Origin of the sequence: Brotaphodocola sp. (genome assembly GCF_050873065.1) — a bacterium.
GTDB lineage: Bacteria > Bacillota > Clostridia > Lachnospirales > Lachnospiraceae > Brotaphodocola.
On record NZ_JBNMIC010000047.1, the window covers coordinates 1 to 18,237 of the forward strand.

Here is an 18,237-nt window from a genome sequence, read left to right on the forward strand (position 1 = left end):
ATCACAAGATCAGTGACATAATCCAGATGGAAAAATATCGAGTCCTCTATCAATGTGCAAGGGAATGCAATGATTTTGACTCCTTTGTAAAGACCGTGGCGTAGTTTTGTGCAATTTTTCAAATTTGCTCATTTATAGTTCTATGAATAAAGAATAAATATTGGCAATCTTTTCGTGAATTTGGTATAAATAATTCATAAACAAAACATGAACTCATGAAGACATCAACAAAGGAGGAGTCGAGTGATGGCACTGAGAAAGGAGGAACGGAGATGTTTTTCAAGAAGTATGGAGACATTGTAGTCGGTATCTTTTTCATGGCACTGTCCGCAGCAATGATGGTGATGGCGCAGATGCTCCCGAAGTCAAAGGTTATGGAGGTTGGACCGGAATTCATGCCGATGGTCATCGGTATAATTACCTTTGCACTTGCAGCAGCGCTTACGTTCTTGAGCATCAAGAACTTTAAGATGCACAACGCGGAGTTAAAGGCAGATGACGTGGAGGACTGTGATTACAAGCGTGTGCTTGAGAGCGTGATTCTGATGCTGATCTACGTGTTTGTGATGAAGCCGGTTGGTTTCATTCTTTCCACCCTGGTGTTCCTGTTCTGCCAGATGATGGTTCTTTCCCCGGACGACGAGAGAGGAAAGAAGCAGGCGATTGGACTTGCAGTGATCGATGTGGTGTTTACCCTGGTGGTATTCTTCCTGTTCCGTTATGGATTTAAGATCGTTCTGCCGGCAGGAATTTTCTCAATTAATTTGTAGGAGGCGAAAGAGATGCAGGCATTAGGACTTTTGGGAAATGCATTTGTGAGCATTATGCACCCGGCATCCATTCTGTTGATGATCGCCGGCGTAGCAATCGGTATTGTATTTGGTTCCATCCCGGGACTGTCCGCTTCGATGGCTGTGGCACTGATGTTGCCGCTGACCTTCTCGATGACACCGTCCCTCGGTATGAACACTCTGGTAGCTGTTTACATCGGAGGTATCTCCGGTGGACTGATTTCCGCAATTCTGCTGAACATGCCTGGTACGGCATCTTCCATCGCAACGACGTTTGATGGATATCCGATGGCGAAAAAGGGTGAGGCAATGAAGGCTTTAGGACTTGGAATTGTGTTCTCTGCACTGGGTTCCATTTTCTCCTTCCTGGTACTTACCTTCTGTGCACCGCTTCTGGCAGATGTGGCACTGAAATTTACTCCGGCTGAGAACTTTGGTATCTGCTTCTTCGCTCTGACGATGGTAGCAATCCTTTCTTCCGGAAACATGATCCGCGGTCTTTTAGCTGGTATGCTCGGCCTGATGTTCACCCTGATCGGTATGGCTCCGATCGATGGAACCGCGCGTTTTACCTTTGGAAACACGAACCTGATGGCAGGTTTTGATACCCTTCCTACCCTGATCGGTATCTTTGCAATCTCGGATATCCTGATCACTGCTGAGGCAATGGGTAACGGAAAACTTGAGACAATCCCGATCAACAAGGTAAAGGGATTCGGATTCAGCATGAAAGAGTTTGTTTATCACCTTCCGAACTTCTTCCGTTCTGCACTGATCGGAACCGGAATCGGTATTCTTCCTGGAATCGGTGGTTCTACTTCCGGAATGCTTTCCTACGTAACTGCTAAGAATATGTCCAAGCATCCGGAAGAGTTCGGAAAAGGATGCCCGGATGGTATCGTAGCAACTGAGTCTGCAAACAATGCGACAATCGGTGGTGCAATGATCCCGCTTCTGGTACTTGGTATCCCGGGTGATGGCGTAACCGCAATGATGCTTGGTGGTTTCCTGATTCACGGTCTGTCCGCAGGTCCTCTGCTGTTCGTAAAGAACGGTGATGTCGTATACGGAATCTTCGCTGCATGTATCATCTGTACTCTGATCATGCTGGTTGTAGAGTGGACCTGTATCAAGGGCTTTGTACAGGTACTGAAAGTTCCGAAGCACATCCTGCTTCCGCTGATCCTGGTTCTGTGCTGTGTAGGTGCTTATGCAACAAACAACCGTATCTTTGATGTACAGTCGATCCTGATCTTCGGTGTAGTTGGATATCTCTTCCACAAGTTTAAACTGCCGACGACCCCGTTCGTTCTGTGCTTCCTGATCGGCAGCATGCTTGAGACTTACCTGCGCCGTGGTATCATGCAGTACAAGTCCTTCGGAGCATTCTTCACAAGACCGATTTTCGATGCATTCTTCTTCGTTGCAGTAGGTGTTCTGGTTTGGTCCGTATTCAAGGAGCTGAAAGCATTCTACGCAAAGAAAAAAGCAATGGGCTGATTGAGTTGAATTGAGTTGAGTTTGTATTTGTTTCATGAACTGAGAACGATATGATGGCTGATTGGAAGATCAGTCATCATAAAGATAAGCAACAAAAACTATATAAAGGGAAAAGGAGCTACAACTATGAAAAAGAGATTTCTGGCAACAGCACTGGTAGGAGCAATGGTAATGGGTCTTGCAGGATGCAGCGGCGGAGCTGACAGCACAACCGCAACGACGGCGGCAGCAAAGGCAGATTCTTCCGCAGCAGAGACGAAGGCTGAGAGCGGCGAGAGCAAGTCAGATTCCTCCGCATCAACTGCTACAAGCGACTGGAAGCCGGCTTCCACCGTATCCATCGTCGTACCGGCAGGCGCAGGCGGCAACACCGACCTTTCCGCTCGTGTTTTTGCTCAGTATGCAAAAGAGCTGACGGGTGTTGATTTCATCGTAGTAAACGCAAACGGTGCAGCTGGTTCCGTAGCAGCAAACCAGGTACTTTCCGCAGAGCCGGATGGCACGACTTTCCTGTATGGCCATAACCTTGTAAACGTTGCAAACATCGCAGGTGTAACCGACTACAACTACACCGCATTCAAGCTGGGACCGACCTTCGCAAAGGATCCGGCACAGCAGCTGTATGTAAACTCTGAGAAGTACAAAGATCTGGATGACTTCATCGCAGCAGCAAAGGCAGCACCGGGACAGTTAAAGGCTTGTACCGAGGTTGGTGCATACACCTACTATGAGCTGCTTGCATTTGAGAAGCTGGCAGGCATCGATCTGGATCTGGTAGATGTAGGATCCAACTCTGATAAGATCGCTGCAATGCTTTCCGGTCAGGTAGATCTGATGCCGGGTGCATACATCAACTGTAAGGATTATCTGACCGCTGGCCAGTTCACCTGCCTGGGTGCTCCGACCGAAGAGCGCTATGACCTGATCAAGGACATCCCGACCTTAAAAGAGCAGGGCGTAGATCTGGTATATCCGGACTGTGACTTCTCCTTCTACTTCCCGAAGGATACCTCCGATGAGATCATTACCTGGTATGAGAACCTCGTTCAGCAGATCCTTGACGATCCGAAGGCACAGGAAGCAATTGCAAATGTAGATATGATGCCGTACTACTTAAACGCAGCAGATTCTGAGAAGAACGACGAAGAAATCTACAACACAATCAAAGAGATCGCTGACAGCGTAGAGAAGTAAAAAGATTTAGAGCTTGAGAATCAACTGAAAATTTGATGATGAAATCCGAAAACCCCGCAGGTGGAAATTCCGCTTGCGGGGTTTTTGTATTGGTAAAAATAAGCCTTTGCGAGTGTCGATTTATGTGTAAAATTAGAAAATTGATGAAATTGTGTTCTGTAATCCCAGACTCTTATCCAACTGTCCGCGCACATAGTCGGTGGCAAGTGCAATGAAATACTTTTCCGGCTTTGTCAGGTAAGAGCCCTTCAAAAATGAGATGCTTCGCATCCAGCGGAGTCTCGGCGGAACCGTAAAATAGACAATATCCTCACTCGGGCGGACGTAGGACTGTGGAAAGAACGCCGGAGCAATCTGGGATTTGACCATGCTGATGACCGTCGCCGTGCTGATGGATTCAAACAGAACTTTCGGGGAAAATCCGGCGTTTGAGAAGCACAGATCGATCATATCACGCATTCGAGTCTCTTTCCCGAGAAGAATGAAGGAATTGTCCCGAAACAGCGAAAGATCGATCTCGGGCAGGGTCTCCCAGCTTTTTTCTTCGGCAAGATGGGCGAGAGGGTGAGAGGATGGAACGCCGAGCACCATATACTCGGAATCCATGTTGATGTATTCGAGATCCGGGTGGACACTCCGCTCATAGTAGGAATTGCAGGCAAAGTCCACAACCTTCTGAAGAATCAGGCGTTCCATCTCCTTGACACGGGCCTCGTGGATCTCAAACGTGATATCCGGATATTTCTGATGAAAGACCGGATAAATCTTTGAGAACATCCGTGATCCCGCTTCCGGGGTGTAGGCGATTGAGATTTCACCGCGTCTCTCCTCGGCGATATCGTGAATGATCTTATATGTCTCTTTTTTCATGGAGAGCATTTCTTTAGCAGTATCAAGATAGATTTTTCCCGCATAGGTGGGAATCATTGTCCGGTTGCGGCGCTCAAAGAGGGGAACTCCGAGTTCCTTCTCAAGGCGCAGTAACTGCTGATTCAGTGCCGGCTGGGTGAGAAACAGCCGTTCCGCTGCCCGGGAGATGCTTTTCTCCTGTTCAATCGCAAGAATATATTCTAACTGATGAAGATCCATGTTCTTTATTCCCTCTCTATCTTCTTTTTATTTTTTTATTCCAGCAGAGATGCTGCATTCTTGTAGCAGCTGATCTGGTGTTTCTTTCCTTTTTTCAAATCTTGAAAGCAAAGATTCCGTAAATTTGTTAACAAATTAATCTAATAAATAGTTAGAGAAAATATAATTTTCAATAAGTTGTATTTAGCTATTAGGACAATTATAATAAAAACAGATCAAAAAAACAACGTTGTTGAAAAGAAAATAGTAAAAATAACAAGAATATGGATAAAAATCTTGTTAGGAAAAAGGAGAGTATTCACATGGGATTTCGATGCACACCACCGACAAAAGATCCGGTAGCGACACTGGCATATAAGCCGTGGACCCTGGCGATCAAACCGTTTCAGGTAGCCCCGCAGACCTGGTATGTGGCAGGTCAGACCTGGGTTGGCTGTTACCTGATTGACACCGGAGACGGACTGATTCTGATTGATACGGCAATCACAGAGAGCCTTTACATGCTTGTGGATTCCATTTATCGTCTCGGCTATAAACCGGAGGACATCAAGATGATCCTGATCAGCCACGCACACTTTGACCATTGTGGTGGAGCACGGGCGATGAAAGAGCTGACCGGAGCACCTCTTTACATGTCCAAGGAGGATTGGGAGTTTATGAAAGCATGTCCGGATGAGACGATCGCGATCGACAAGGACGATCACGCACAGCCGTTTGAGCCGGATGGTTTCTTCTCAGATGAGGAGCCGATCCGCCTTGGAAATGTGGAGATCCGCACAATGCTGACACCGGGTCACACCGTCGGCTGCACGAGCTTTTTCTGGACCGTGACCAATCCGGCAAACGGCGAGAAATATGTGGTCGGCATGCATGGTGGTGTCGGCGCCAACACGATGAACAACAAGTACTATGCGACGAGCCGTTATCTGACGCCGGATCTGAGAGAGCGTTTCTTAAATGACGCAGAGAAAATCCGCAGCATTCATGTGGATATTGCACTTCCGAGCCATCCGAATCAGATCGAGATCGTGGACCGTGCAGGGCAGTACACGGATAAGAGCCAGCCATTCCTTGATGATACGATCTGGGCGCAGTTCATCGATGAGAGAGTGCGTCAGGTTCGCGTGGTGATGGAAAAAGAGAACGAAAAGTAAAACTAAGCGGAACATACTTAGTTGGAGTTGGGGACAAAAGAAACAAAGTATCAGGGATTTTTCAAAGGAGAAGTGTATGGAAATGTATATTGTACTTGCGGTGACACTGTTTATGATGGTGATGTTCGTCTGGCACAAAGTACCATTTGGTGTGACGACGATGACCTGCTGCATTGTGCTTGCTGCAACGGGAGTGCTGAAACTTTCGGCAGCCTTTACCGGATTTGGAAACAAGATTGTTGTTCTGATTGCACTGATGCTCGCACTGAGTGCGGCACTCACAAAGACGAGCCTCGTCGCGCGGATCGGCACGATGATGCAGAGCATGAAGGGAAAAAGCGGAATTGCCCTGATCCTGATGTTCTACATTGTTGGTATGGTTTTTGCACAGTTTATTCCGAGTACGGCAGTTATCAGTATTATGATCGTCTTTCTGATGACACTCGGAAACACCGGTGATGTGACCGCAAAAAGACTTCTGCTTCCTCTGCTCGGTGTTTTGTGTGCATGGAAATTCCGTTTCCCGATCGGTCTCGGAGCATCCACCTTTGCACAGATCAATGGCTATTATGAGGGAATCATCTCTGATCCGTCCATGCAGCTGACGATGATGGACCCGTTCTTCTTTGCAATTCCGTCGATGATCGTTCTGGCAGGTTTCTGTATCTTTGGATGGAAGCTGATGCCGAAGGATGATGGAGATGTCGATAAGAGTGCTCTGAAGGACTCTAAGAAAGCAGCTGCTCTTACCCATGGACAGGAAGTTTATGTTTATGCAGTGTTTGTAATTGTTATGCTCTTAATGATCTTGAACAAGTGGACCGGAAATCTTCTTTATCTGGCACCTGGCATGGGTGTTCTCGCTCTGCTTTATGGTGGGGTGATGAAGCCGGATGAGGCAGTAAAGGCGATGACTGTTGACATGATCTGGATGATCGCAGGCGTTCTGGTTGTCGCAGATGCACTTGGTTCCTCAGGTGCAGGTGATCTGATCGGAAATGCAGTTCTGGCAATCCTCGGTGAAAATCCGAGCTCGATGATGGTAATGTTCGTCTTCTCCGCAGCAACGATTGTGATGACAACCTTCCTTTCCAACACGGCAACTCAGGCAGTCCTGATCCCGATTGCGGCATCGATCTGTCTGGCAGGTGGCTGGGATCCGAGAGGCGTTGTGCTGATCATCGGTACTGCAAACATGTTTGCACTCGGATTCCCGTCTGGTTCCGGCGAGGCGGCTGTTGCATTTGCAGCGGGTGGATACAACCCGGTGAAAGTTCTGAAATTTACCGTTCCGTACATGCTTTTGGCAATTATCACCTGTGCGCTGACCGCCCAGTTCATGTATCCGCTGTACTAAAAACAGACAGAATCATGGCGCAATTATGATGCGCAAAAACAGAGTTTATGTTTATATGGAAAATCACGCGATAAGTTTTTGCAGACATGAAATTGAATAGGAAATAAACTCAGGCTGAGAAGATTTTGATGCGCTCATTTTACAGCTAGGTGAGCAGGAATCCTTCTCAGCCATTGGAGCATAAAAGACAGAAATTCAGAAAAAAGAGCAAAGAAACAATCAGAGATGGATTGACAATTCTGTTATCCGATTTTAAACTTTAAAAATCGATAAGCAAAAACAGTAGAAGTAGAAGAGGGGAGAAAAATTATGTCGATGAAATCGGAGTATGAGGAGTATCTGGGACGTCAGGAGAAAATGAGGAAAAATCCGATGGCGCGGATCTGGATCAACCAGGAATCCCGCTACGTAAAGCCTTTTCAGATGTACGGAAATCTGTATTATGTGGGCGACAGCTGGGTGTGTGCTCACATTGTGGATACCGGAGAGGGACTTCTTTTGTTTGATGCAGGAAACTGCGGAAACGGAGCGACCGCGATGTTGATTCAGGCAATCTGGGAGATGGGATTTAACCCGGCGGATGTGAAGTGGCTGGTTCTCTCACATGGCCATGTGGATCACATCGGAGCAGTTAATTTCTTTAAGCGGATGTTTGGAACAAAGATTTATCTTGGCGCACGGGACGCAAAGATGTTTCGTGAACATCCGGAACTTGCACTCGTGCAGGAGAGTACCGACTACATGGACGAGCTCTTTGTTCCGGATGTGGAGATCCATGAGGGAGATGCGATCAAATTTGGAAACACAGAAGTAGAGTTCCATGAGGCTCCGGGTCACACAGAGGGAGTGATTTCCTGCTTTTTTGATGTGACGGATGGCAAGGAGACGAAGCGTGTCGGATATTACGGAGGCTTTGGATTCAATACGCTTCAGAAAGATTATCTGATCGAGATCGGAGATACCAGTTATTCGATGAGAGAGACGTATCTGCACTCAATCAAGAAAGTGATCGATGAGAAAGTCGATATCTTTATGCCGAATCATTGTGTCAATGTTGATCTCTTAAACAAGAGACAGTTTATGATCGATCATCCGGAGGCGCCGAATCCATTTGTCGATGAGAATGCGTGGAAGAATTATCTCCAGATGAAGTACGATGATTTGAAAAAGCTGATGGCAGATCCTGCACAGAATTAATTTGTATCGCAATCAGGGACAAGAAAATAAAAAAACAGAGAGCTTTTATGCACAAAAAACCGCCTTTTTTCTGCAAAAATGGCGGTTTTTTTGAACTTGTTTCCGAATTTGTACAGGCTTTTTTCTGCAAAATTTCGGTAAAGAATCTGTAAAGAACGAAAAAAGAGCGAAACGAGATGGAACCGGTACCGGAATTTGTACAGTTTTCCCATAAAATCAGGGGTCTGCGCACACACACTGAAATTTGACATGGACTCGGAAACGTGATATACCTTTCACAACCAGTAGACATGATGTTACTGTTCATGCGTTGTACAGTAATGACATAATTTCTTCAATTAGAAAAGGAGTTGTTTATTATGAAGGAAAGAAAAATCAGACTGGCAACATTGGATGAGGCAAAGGCGTTTGTAACAGCGGCAGGAAAATGCGATTTTGATATTGATGTTTATTATAACCGTGTTGTGATTGATGCAAAATCTATCTTAGGTGTTTGCAGCCTGGATCTGACCAAGGATCTGACTGTGAGAATGTACGGAGAGAATCCGGAGTTTGAGGCAGTTTTGGATGAGCTTGCACCAGAGAAACATTCAAGAATTGCGTAAGATGTATGGTTTTGGATTATATCCATTAGGCGTATTAGGAGGGCGACGTAAGGCAGGAAAGATTGAGCAAACCCGTTTGAAACGTCGGTGTTTAGGTCGCGTATTTTGCGACCTTATGCACCGTTACGTTGAGAATCGGAGCGAGAGCGTGTTTGCGAGACTTTCTCTGCCGTCGTCGCCATTTATCTATCTATTTATCTATTTTATATGATCGAATCTTCTCCGAATTCCTCAATATGTGATTGCTGCTTTTCTGGTTAAGTTAAAGCATCTCCATAAACTGCCGTGCCGCCTGAGAAATCGGCACGTTTTCATTGTGTGCGACGACCATCTGTCTCGTCGGCAGTTCTTCCTCAAGGTTGACAATAAAGAGATTCTGCTCATCTTCCGGAATGCAGTAGTCTGGCACAAAGGCGATTCCGAGGCCGATTCTTGCAAGATCGATCAGAAGATCGTTGCTGGAAATTTCGATTTCCGGGACAAGGTCGAGCTGGTGGCGCTGGAACATGCTGTGCAGAAATTCGCTTGTTGTGCTCTTGCGGTCGAGCATGAGGATCGGGTAAGTCTGAAGTTCTTTTAAGGAAACACTCTTTCCGCGCAGGGCAGAATACTCCTCGTTTGCGACAAAAACGTCGTGGAACTCCCGGATCACGCGGACGTTATGACTGCTTGATAGACCGGAGTTCGGATAGTTCGTGATTGCAAAGTCGACCTGACCGGATTCAAGGAGTTTGGCACAGGCGATCGAAGTCTGGTTGGTGACCTTGATGTGCACGCCCGGATAGAGACGATGGAACTCCTTTAAATAGTGAAGCAGGTAGTAACGGCAGATTGTGTCGCTTGCACCGATGCGGAGCTGACCGCCGTTTAAGGTGTTTGCCTCGAGAAGCTGATTTTCTCCCTGACGGATCAGGTTCATCGCAGGTTCAATATGCTTGAGCAGGATCTCTCCCTCCGGGGTCAGTTGAACGCGCTTGGTGCTGCGGATAAAGAGAGGCTGATTCAGTTTCTTTTCTAAGACTTTGATCGACTGGCTCACGGCAGACTGGGAGATGAAGAGCTGCTTGGAGGCCTCCGAAAAGCTCAGAGTGTTGGCGACATGATAGAATACTTTATATAATTCGTAGTTGATATCCATGGTTATTAGTTCTCCTTATAAATTAAAAATATTTTATCAGAAAATGAGGACGTTGTAAATGGAAAAATTGACAAATTAAAAAAAACGTTGTATAGTTACTTTGTAAAGTAAAGGCGCTTTGGGTCTCCCAGAGCGCCTTTTTCTTGTTTGTAGGAGACTGCGACGGAACAAAAACAAAGGGGAGAGCGCTGATGAAAGAACTGATTGAGCACAGAGAGGGAATCAACCGGCTGATGGCACGGTACGGAGTGAAGTTCGGAATTTACAAAAACAACGAATTCCATGAGCAGTTGTTTCCGTTTGATCCGATGCCGAGAGTCATTTCGGCAAAAGAATTTGAGTTTCTGCAGAGAGGCCTGACGCAGAGAGTCGATGCGCTGAATGCATTTCTTGCAGATGTGTATGGAGAGAAAAAAATTGTAAAAGACAAGGTGATTCCGGAAGACTTTATCTTTTCTTCAAAGGGATATCTGCCGCAGTGCGAGGGAATTGTTCCGCCGAAGAAGATTTACAGCCATATTTCGGGAATTGATCTGGTTCAGGCGAAGGATGGAGAGTGGTATATTCTCGAGGACAATTTGAGAATCCCGTCAGGAGCCTCCTATCCGATGATTGCGAGAGAGCTGACACGCCGTGCTTCTCCGAGGACCTTTGTGAACAATCACATCGAGGATAACCGCGGCTATGCATCGATGCTCAAACAGATGATGGACAATGTCAATACCAGCGGAATCAATGTCGTTCTGACACCGGGGCGTTACAATGCAGCGTTCTTTGAACATTCTTATCTTGCAGAGCGCTCGGGAGCGATTCTTGCGATGCCGCAGGATCTGTTTGTGGAGAACAATTATCTCTATTACCGCCAGTACGGAGGGGCACAGCTTCAGGTCGGAGCGGTTTACCGCCGGATTTCCGATGAGTATTTAGATCCGATGTGTTTCCTGCCGGAGTCTCTGATCGGTGTGCCGGGCATCATGGATGTCTACCGGAGCGGTCATGTGGCACTGATTAATGCGCCGGGAAATGGAGTTGCGGATGACAAGGGCATTTACTATTTTGTTCCCCATATGATCAAATATTATCTCGGGGAAGAGGCGATCTTAAAGAATGCTCCGACGTATCTGGCATTTTATGAGAAGGACCGGAACTTTATTCTCGAGCATTTAAACCGGCTTGTCGTCAAGGATGTCTCGGAGGCCGGCGGATACGGAGTTGTCTTCGGAAGTGATTTGAGTGCAGAAAAGCTTGAAGAACTCCGGCAGATTATTTTAAATGAACCGCGCCGTTTCATTGCACAGGAAGTCATTGATTTCATTGATCTTGACATTGTGGATGACAGCAGCAATGGCGAGCATCTCGTGCCGAGAAAGGCAGATCTGCGGGCCTTTGTGCTGACCGGGGAGAAGACGATGGTCTGGCCGAGCGGTCTGACCAGATTTTCGAGAAATCCGGATTCGTTTGTGGTAAATTCATCTCAGGGAGGAGGCTTTAAAGACACATGGGTATTATCTCGTTAGAAAAGGCGGATCATCTGTTCTGGCTTGGACGTTACACGGAGCGGGTGTTCACGACATTAAATACATTTTTTACTTATTATGACAAGATGCTCGATATTGAGGACGATGTGTACAAGACGTTCTGTGAGAAGTTGGCGATTCCGATGGTGTACAAGGATAAGGAGGATTTTATCCGTACTTACCTGTTCTCCCAGAATGACCCGAATTCCGTGTACAGCAATATGCTCCGCGCATTCGACAATGCAGTGGTGCTCCGGGATGAGCTCAGCAGCAAGACGCTCTCCTACATCCAGATGGCACTGGACTGTATGGAACATGCCTCGGACTCCCAGGCTTTAGTCTATGATCTTCAGCCGGTCATCGACGATCTGTTCGCATTCTGGGGCTGCCTCGATGACAACGTGGAAGATGAGGAGTGCCGCAATATCATCAAGTGCGGAAAATATTTGGAGCGTCTGGATCTGTACATGCGCCTCGATTATCCGTATCGTCAGATTGAAAAAGAATACAATAAATTCTTAAACCGCTTGCATAAAATCCGGATTGGGTATAATCTGTCAGAGGTAGATAAATTGTCTGAGATTATCAATCTGGGAGAAGACTGGAAATCCCGCTATTACGATGCGATCAATGCGCTGTGGAAAGTTTTCTGAGTGACAGGGGTGATGATTTGAAGAAGCTGCGTTTTCACTATGAAATGACGCTGAATCTGGACCGGGAAGTGCGGGACCATCATGTTCTGCTTCGCTGCCGTCCGATCGAAAATGAAAATCAGCATCTGCTTGCCTATCATTGTGAGGTGCTGCCGGAGATTTCCCTTTTTCTCTCAAGCGATGGATTCGGGAATTCGGGATACACGGGAGTGATTCGTGGACCGCACCACTTTTTTACTGTTAAGGCGGACGGAATGGTGCAGAAGACGGAAAAACGGTGCACGGATTTTCATCCGATGTACCGCTTTCCGTCTGTTCGGACGATGCCGGATGAGAGAATGAGAACCTTTTTGAGAGAGACGGAAGGGATGCTCGGAAAGCCGTTGGAGACATTTGAGGATGTCCGGTTTCTGATGAGTCGTCTGCACCGGCAAATGCAGTATGTCCCGGGTGCGACGACGACCGCGACGACGGCGGCGGAGGCCTTTTTGGATGGGAGAGGAGTCTGTCAGGACTATGCACACATCCTGATTGCGCTTTGCCGGATTGCCGGGATTGCAGCGCGCTATGTCGCGGGAATGATAATCGGCGAGGGCGCAACGCACGCGTGGTGTGAAGTCTGGCTGGATGGGGCCTGGATCGGGCTTGATCCGACGAACGACTGTCTGGCAGGAGATTCCTATATCCGTCTTTCTCAGGGGAGAGATTTCGCAGACGGAGCGGTGGACCGCGGATGTTTTGTGGGATTTGCATCTCAGACACAGCAGATTTATGTAAAAGTAGAAGAAGTTGAAAAAGAGACAGACAAAAGAGACATCGTGGGAAAACCGGACGCTTAGAGAAGGGACGGGAAACGAAAGCGATGACGGAAAAAAGACGACAGAATGGAAGAGGACAGAAGAATGGAAGAGATGACGAGGGATGTGGTCTCGGTCGGACTTGCGGTGGACGAACAGCTTCGCGTGAAAAAGCATGTGCTGCAGCCGGATGGCTATGACGGAAGCGGAAAGCGGATTTGCATTGTGACCGGAACCCACGGAGATGAGCTTGAGGGGCAGTATGTCTGCTATGAGATCAACCGGAGAATCCGGGAACACAAGGAGTGCTTAAAGGGCCGGGTGGAGATCTATCCGGCGTTAAATCCTCTTGGCGTGGATTCGATTTCCCGGGGAATTCCCATGTTTGATCTCGATATGAACCGGATTTTCCCGGGAAATGAGAGCGGAAGTGTCGCAGAACACGTTGCGGCAAAAATTGTGCAGGACATTGCAGGTGCAGATCTCTGCCTCGACATCCATGCGAGCAACATTTTCTTAAGAGAGATCCCGCAGGCGAGAATCAATGTCAATGTGGCGGAAGGGCTGCTCCCGTTTGCGAGACGGCTGAACTTGGACTTCGTCTGGGTACATGCGGCGGCAACGGTTCTTGAGTCCACACTCGCCCACAGCCTAAACTCGATCGGAACTCCGACGGTGGTTGTGGAGATGGGTGTGGGAATGCGTCTGACAGAGAGCTTCTGTCACCAGCTGACGGATGGAATCTTCTGTGTGATGAAAGATCTCGGAATCTGGGATGGCGAGACGAAGGAGTCAAAAGAGCCGATCGTGTCGGAGGACGGGGAGGTTGGCTTTTTGAATGCCGGAGCTCCCGGAATCTTTGTGCCCTGCGTGGAACACTGGAGAAATGTACAGGAGGGAGAGCTTATCGGGCGCATCTTAAATCCGCTTGAGGGAACGGTTGAGGAGGAGGTGCGCGCGCCGATCCACGGAATGCTCTTTACTCTGCGAGAGTATCCGGTTGTGTCCTGTGGTTCTCTGATTGCGCGTGTCCTGGGAGGTGACTACGAATGAGAAAAGAAAAAATTTTCACTCTGAAAAACTGCTACCGGGATGACATGGATGTTTACGGGTTTCATTTCGGCAAAGGCGAAAAGTCCGCATGTATCGTCGGAGCGATGCGCGGAAATGAGATTCAGCAGCTCTATATCTGTTCTCAGCTTGTGAAAGCGCTCAAGGAACTCGAGGAGAAGGGAGCGATTGTCCACGACAATGAGATCCTTGTGATTCCTTCCGTCAACCACAGTTCAATGAACATCGGAAAGCGTTTCTGGGCGACGGACAACACCGACATCAACCGGATGTTTCCGGGATACAGCGAGGGCGAGACGACACAGAGAATTGCGGGCGGAGTGTTTGAGGCGATTCAGGGTTACAGCTATGGAATCCAGTTCCCGAGCTTTTACATTCCGGGAGACTTTGTGCCCCACATCCGTATGATGGAGACGGGATTTCAGAATCCGAGCCTTGCAAACCTCTTCGGACTGCCCTATGTCGTGATTCGCAAGCCGAAGCCGATTGACACGGCGACGCTCAATTACAACTGGCAGATCTGGAATACAAACGCATTCTCCGTCTATACAAGTGCGACGGATTACATCGATGAGCCGTCGGCGAGAATGGCGGTTGCCTCGGTTCTCCGCTTCCTGACGAGGATGGGAATTCTGCGTTACACGAGTCACAGCGGCTACATTGCGAGCGTGCTCAGGGAGGATGATCTGACGAATGTGAAGAATGATCTTCCGGGACTCTACCGCAGACATGTCGATCCGGGTCAGGAGGTGCACCGCGGAGAGGTGCTCGCGTCGATCATCGATCCGCTTGAGGGTGAGGTCATCAGCCAGATCCTCTCGCCGACGGACGGAATCGTGTTCTTTGCACACAGCGCGCCGACCGTGATGGAGGGAACAATCATTTTCAAGATTATCCGTCGTTTGCATGAGTAGACATTGACATTCAGATTTTATGAAAAATGTGGCAGGAGAGCACGCAGTGAGTGTGTGCAGAAAAATCCTGCCACATTTTTTGCAGATTCAAGGGATTTCTGAGGATTTCTGAAGAGATCTGAGACGATCTAAGACTGTACAGCGGCAGAAAATTATTGTATACTAATACTAATATGGAAGCATAATGTGGACTTAAATAAAAAGATACGAAGTTAGAAGATAAAAATAAAAAGAAAAAGAAGCGTGCATGACCGCATACTCGGAGGAAATGATAAATGGAGAAACTCATACAGATTCTGCAGCTGCTGGGAAGTTATCGGATTCCGGCAGTTATTTTTAGTGTAGAGGTTTTTGCAGCAGTCTGTCTGCTGCTTGCCGGGCTGAGTCTGAGTGGGGAGCGCCGATATGGAAACCTTCATGCGGGCAGAGGCGGAAAGAAAAACAGGCAGACAAAAACACTGTTCTTTGAGCGTGACCGGGAACCGGAACTTTTGATCCGCCGGAAAGACCGCTACCCGGAATTTCAGACAGAGAGTTTTGCTTCCGTGTTCCGTGTGACGAAAGAAGAGATGCAGGCGGATCTGACGTGTTTTCTGGATCGGATGGAAGAGAATTTCGGAAAGAAGTTCTGGAAGGCGTATCAGCAGTGGGACGGCGAAAAAGAGTTCGAGATGGAAGTCCGCCTGAAAGAAGAAGGGGGCTGGTACCGGATCCGTGTCCTGAGAAGCCGGGACGGGGAGTATGACTGGTTCCGTTTCGTGGACATCACGCAGTACCGCGATCAGATTACGCAGACGGAGGAGAAACTCGAGAAGGCGGAGGAGGTCAGCCAGTCAAAGACGACCTTCCTGTCCAATATGTCGCATGAGATCCGTACTCCGATGAACGGAATCATCGGTATGCTCACGCTCGCACACGGAAAGTTGAACGGTCACGAGGCGGAGCCTTATATCGAGCGTGCCCAGCAGCTTTCCCAGTATCTGTTATCTGTCATCAACGATATTCTCGATATGTCCCGGATTGAGGCAGGAAAGATTGAACTCGAGAAGAAAGCGTTCAGCCTTTGCGCGATGGCAGATCAGCTCAGAGCGATGTTCCAGAAGAATATCGAGGCGAAGGGAGTTGCCTTCTCGGTTGAAATGCAGGATTTTGATCTCGACTGGGTGATCGGGGATGAGCTGCGCCTGTCACAGGTTCTTGTAAATTTCCTCTCCAATGCGTCCAAGTTTACGAGCAGCGGAGAGATTCGCGTAGTCTTCCGCCAGCTCTTGAAAGAAAGCGGAAAAGTCAGCCTGATGATGCGTGTGCATGACACGGGAACCGGAATGGATGCCTCCTTTGTGAGCAGAATCTTCCGCCCGTTTGAGCAGGAGAACAGCCATATCGCGAGACAGTATGGCGGTTCGGGACTCGGCATGGCGATCACGGACCAGATCGTGCGGCTGATGGGCGGTGAGATCGTGATTGACAGCATGAAGGGAAGAGGGTCCGACTTTACGGTCTATCTGACTCTGCCGATTGCAGAGGATCAGAATCTTGGCAGTCAGGCGCTCGAGGAGGAGCGTGCAGCGGAACTGTTTGACTATCAGGGTATGCACATTTTGATGGCAGAGGATAATGAGGTCAACGCCGAGATTGCAGTCAGCATTCTTGAGATGGATGGAGCAAAGGTAGATACGGTTGCAGACGGCAAACAGGCTGTGGATCAGTTTGCGGCGTGTGCGCCGGGAACTTATGATTTTATCCTCATGGATATTCAGATGCCGGTCAAGGACGGAAGAACTGCGGCAAGAGAGATCCGTGCGATGGACCGTCCGGATGCAAAGACGATTCCGATTTTTGCACTGTCGGCAGATGCGTTTGTGGAGGATCAGCGATTGTCAGCGGAGAGTGGAATGAACGGACATTTCTCGAAACCGATTGATTTTGAAAAGATGAAAAAAGAGATCGGAAAGATACTGATGAAAAGAAAATGAGTCGGGGAGTGAATCAGATGAGAGAAGAAAAGCGCGGTCAGAAGAAAGCGGGTGGACCGTCGGGTGAGATGGGACCGGAGCAAAAAAAGAGTGGAGAGACTGGAAATCAGGAAGAGCAGATGAGTGACGGGAAGCGAAAAATGCCGAATGGAAAAGTGGTGGCAGGTGCGCTCTCCCTTGCAATTCTTGCGGGAGGTTCTGCGATGCTCTGGAAAGAGTATCAGGCAGGAGCACTTTTTCATCCGGAATATTTCCTGAGCCGTCAGGAACTTCGGGGAAACCAGATTTCTTTTGCCGACAGTGACCGCTATGCGAAGAACAATCTGCCGGAGAAGGACTCCTCGGACAATGAAATGCTCGAGAAAGATCCTCAGGCAAAAGATAAGACCGGTCAGGAGATGCAGGATGTATCTCCGCGTGTCACGATGGATGAACAGAAGAAGGAGATCGGAAATTCCGGAAATCTTCTTGTGGAACAGATGCCGGATTATGCAGATGCAAATACCTCCGACAGGAATTTCTCTGATCTTGGAAACAGCGGTGCGATGATGCTGGTTTCCGGCGGGGATAAAGATGCACAGACAGAGCGCGTCTCCGTCGCAAATGCGGGGGGAGGATCGGCGGACGGCAGAAATGAGAATCCTTTAGAACCGTCAGGCGCGACGACAGTGAACGGAAAGACGGACAGTGAGAGGGAGAATGGATCGGGAGGTTCTAGTGGAGACTTTGGCGGCGGGGAAACGGGAGGAAAAGACAATCAGGGAGGAAATCCGTCAGTACCGGATACCCCGGACAATCCAAATCCGTCAAATCCCGACACACCGGGTCCTGCTCCGGCTCCGGACAATAACCCGACAGAGGGAAAAGACTCTAATCTGAGTGATCCGGACTATCCGGACAAATCAGAAAAACCCCAGCTGCCGAAGGATCCGTCTTTCAGCGGAGACACTACACTTTACCCGTCTTTTCCAAATTCAGGAATCTCGTCGGATGAGAAGGCACAGAATGCAAAGCTTATTCTGGTTCCGTGTATCGATGATTCAGCGGAGACGCTCTATCAGGGCGCAGTTCTCACAAAATGGAAACTGCTCTGTTCGCTCTATGCCTATGTCGATGTGGGTGGAACGAGATACCGCCTGACGGATTACAGCGATAACTTCCGAATCGGTGAATTTCCGGAGACCGCGACCAAGGACATGACGGTGAAGTTTTATTTCCGCGGAAATGCGAACTGCCCGTGGCAGGAAGTTTCCTACACCTTCCCCGTCGAGTACAGTAAGATTG

Annotated in this window: 15 protein-coding genes and 1 pseudogene; 14 read left to right on the forward strand and 2 right to left on the reverse strand. The window is 48.3% G+C overall.

Going from position 1 to position 18,237, the window contains the following annotated elements:
- The first annotated feature begins 272 nt into the window (after positions 1-272).
- From ACR0QE_RS10800 to ACR0QE_RS10810, 3 genes are all read left to right on the forward strand, one after another.
- On the forward strand, positions 273-770 hold the full coding sequence (locus ACR0QE_RS10800) for a tripartite tricarboxylate transporter TctB family protein (protein ID WP_432628362.1): 498 nt from the start codon (positions 273-275) through the stop codon (positions 768-770).
- 12 nt (positions 771-782) lie between these two features.
- Positions 783-2,291, forward strand: a complete 1,509-nt coding sequence (locus ACR0QE_RS10805; protein ID WP_432628363.1) for a tripartite tricarboxylate transporter permease — start codon at positions 783-785, stop codon at positions 2,289-2,291.
- Between the two features lie 126 nt (positions 2,292-2,417).
- The gene (locus tag ACR0QE_RS10810; protein WP_432628364.1) at positions 2,418-3,485 is read left to right on the forward strand and encodes a tripartite tricarboxylate transporter substrate binding protein; all 1,068 of its coding nucleotides are present in this window, start codon (positions 2,418-2,420) and stop codon (positions 3,483-3,485) included.
- 132 nt (positions 3,486-3,617) lie between these two features.
- Here the strand turns inward: ACR0QE_RS10810 and ACR0QE_RS10815 are convergent, their stop codons facing one another.
- Positions 3,618-4,574 (reverse strand): LysR family transcriptional regulator, encoded by a 957-nt coding sequence (locus ACR0QE_RS10815; protein ID WP_432628365.1) that lies wholly within the window; start codon positions 4,572-4,574, stop codon positions 3,618-3,620.
- A gap of 302 nt (positions 4,575-4,876) precedes the next feature.
- On the opposite strand from ACR0QE_RS10815, the gene ACR0QE_RS10820 reads away from it, so the two are divergent.
- From ACR0QE_RS10820 to ACR0QE_RS10835, 4 genes are all read left to right on the forward strand, one after another.
- Positions 4,877-5,728 carry an MBL fold metallo-hydrolase gene (locus tag ACR0QE_RS10820; RefSeq protein ID WP_432628366.1) on the forward strand — a complete coding sequence of 284 codons (852 nt, stop codon included), beginning with the start codon at positions 4,877-4,879 and terminating at the stop codon, positions 5,726-5,728.
- Between the two features lie 76 nt (positions 5,729-5,804).
- Complete coding sequence (locus ACR0QE_RS10825; RefSeq protein WP_432628367.1) at positions 5,805-7,085, forward strand: SLC13 family permease; 1,281 nt, start codon at positions 5,805-5,807, stop codon at positions 7,083-7,085.
- Positions 7,086-7,394: 309 nt separating this feature from the next.
- The gene (locus ACR0QE_RS10830) at positions 7,395-8,282 is read left to right on the forward strand and encodes an MBL fold metallo-hydrolase (RefSeq protein ID WP_432628368.1); all 888 of its coding nucleotides are present in this window, start codon (positions 7,395-7,397) and stop codon (positions 8,280-8,282) included.
- Positions 8,283-8,641: 359 nt separating this feature from the next.
- Positions 8,642-8,887 carry an HPr family phosphocarrier protein gene (locus ACR0QE_RS10835; protein WP_432628369.1) on the forward strand — a complete coding sequence of 82 codons (246 nt, stop codon included), beginning with the start codon at positions 8,642-8,644 and terminating at the stop codon, positions 8,885-8,887.
- A 262-nt stretch (positions 8,888-9,149) separates the two neighbouring features.
- Here the strand turns inward: ACR0QE_RS10835 and ACR0QE_RS10840 are convergent, their stop codons facing one another.
- A complete protein-coding gene (locus ACR0QE_RS10840) occupies positions 9,150-10,025 on the reverse strand; it encodes a LysR family transcriptional regulator (RefSeq protein WP_432628370.1) in 876 nt (291 codons plus the stop codon).
- Between the two features lie 191 nt (positions 10,026-10,216).
- Here ACR0QE_RS10840 and ACR0QE_RS10845 point away from each other — a divergent pair, with 191 nt between their 5' ends.
- The 7 genes and pseudogenes from ACR0QE_RS10845 to ACR0QE_RS10875 all read left to right on the forward strand — a co-directional run.
- Positions 10,217-11,542: a circularly permuted type 2 ATP-grasp protein gene (locus tag ACR0QE_RS10845; RefSeq protein ID WP_432628371.1), complete on the forward strand. Its 1,326-nt coding sequence runs from the start codon at positions 10,217-10,219 to the stop codon at positions 11,540-11,542.
- Complete coding sequence (locus ACR0QE_RS10850; protein WP_432628372.1) at positions 11,524-12,195, forward strand: alpha-E domain-containing protein; 672 nt, start codon at positions 11,524-11,526, stop codon at positions 12,193-12,195. The genes ACR0QE_RS10845 and ACR0QE_RS10850 overlap by 19 nt, the downstream gene beginning before the upstream one ends.
- A 17-nt stretch (positions 12,196-12,212) precedes the next feature.
- A complete protein-coding gene (locus ACR0QE_RS10855; RefSeq protein WP_432628373.1) occupies positions 12,213-13,034 on the forward strand; it encodes a transglutaminase family protein in 822 nt (273 codons plus the stop codon).
- 72 nt (positions 13,035-13,106) lie between these two features.
- Entirely contained in the window at positions 13,107-14,045 is a 939-nt protein-coding gene (locus tag ACR0QE_RS10860; protein ID WP_432628376.1) for a M14 family metallopeptidase, read from the forward strand.
- Positions 14,042-14,977 (forward strand): M14 family metallopeptidase, encoded by a 936-nt coding sequence (locus tag ACR0QE_RS10865; RefSeq protein WP_432628374.1) that lies wholly within the window; start codon positions 14,042-14,044, stop codon positions 14,975-14,977. The genes ACR0QE_RS10860 and ACR0QE_RS10865 overlap by 4 nt, the downstream gene beginning before the upstream one ends.
- A 275-nt stretch (positions 14,978-15,252) precedes the next feature.
- Positions 15,253-16,953 carry an ATP-binding protein gene (locus tag ACR0QE_RS10870; RefSeq protein ID WP_432628375.1) on the forward strand — a complete coding sequence of 567 codons (1,701 nt, stop codon included), beginning with the start codon at positions 15,253-15,255 and terminating at the stop codon, positions 16,951-16,953.
- A 17-nt stretch (positions 16,954-16,970) separates the two neighbouring features.
- A pseudogene (locus ACR0QE_RS10875) lies at positions 16,971-18,237 on the forward strand (hypothetical protein); the annotation flags it as partial.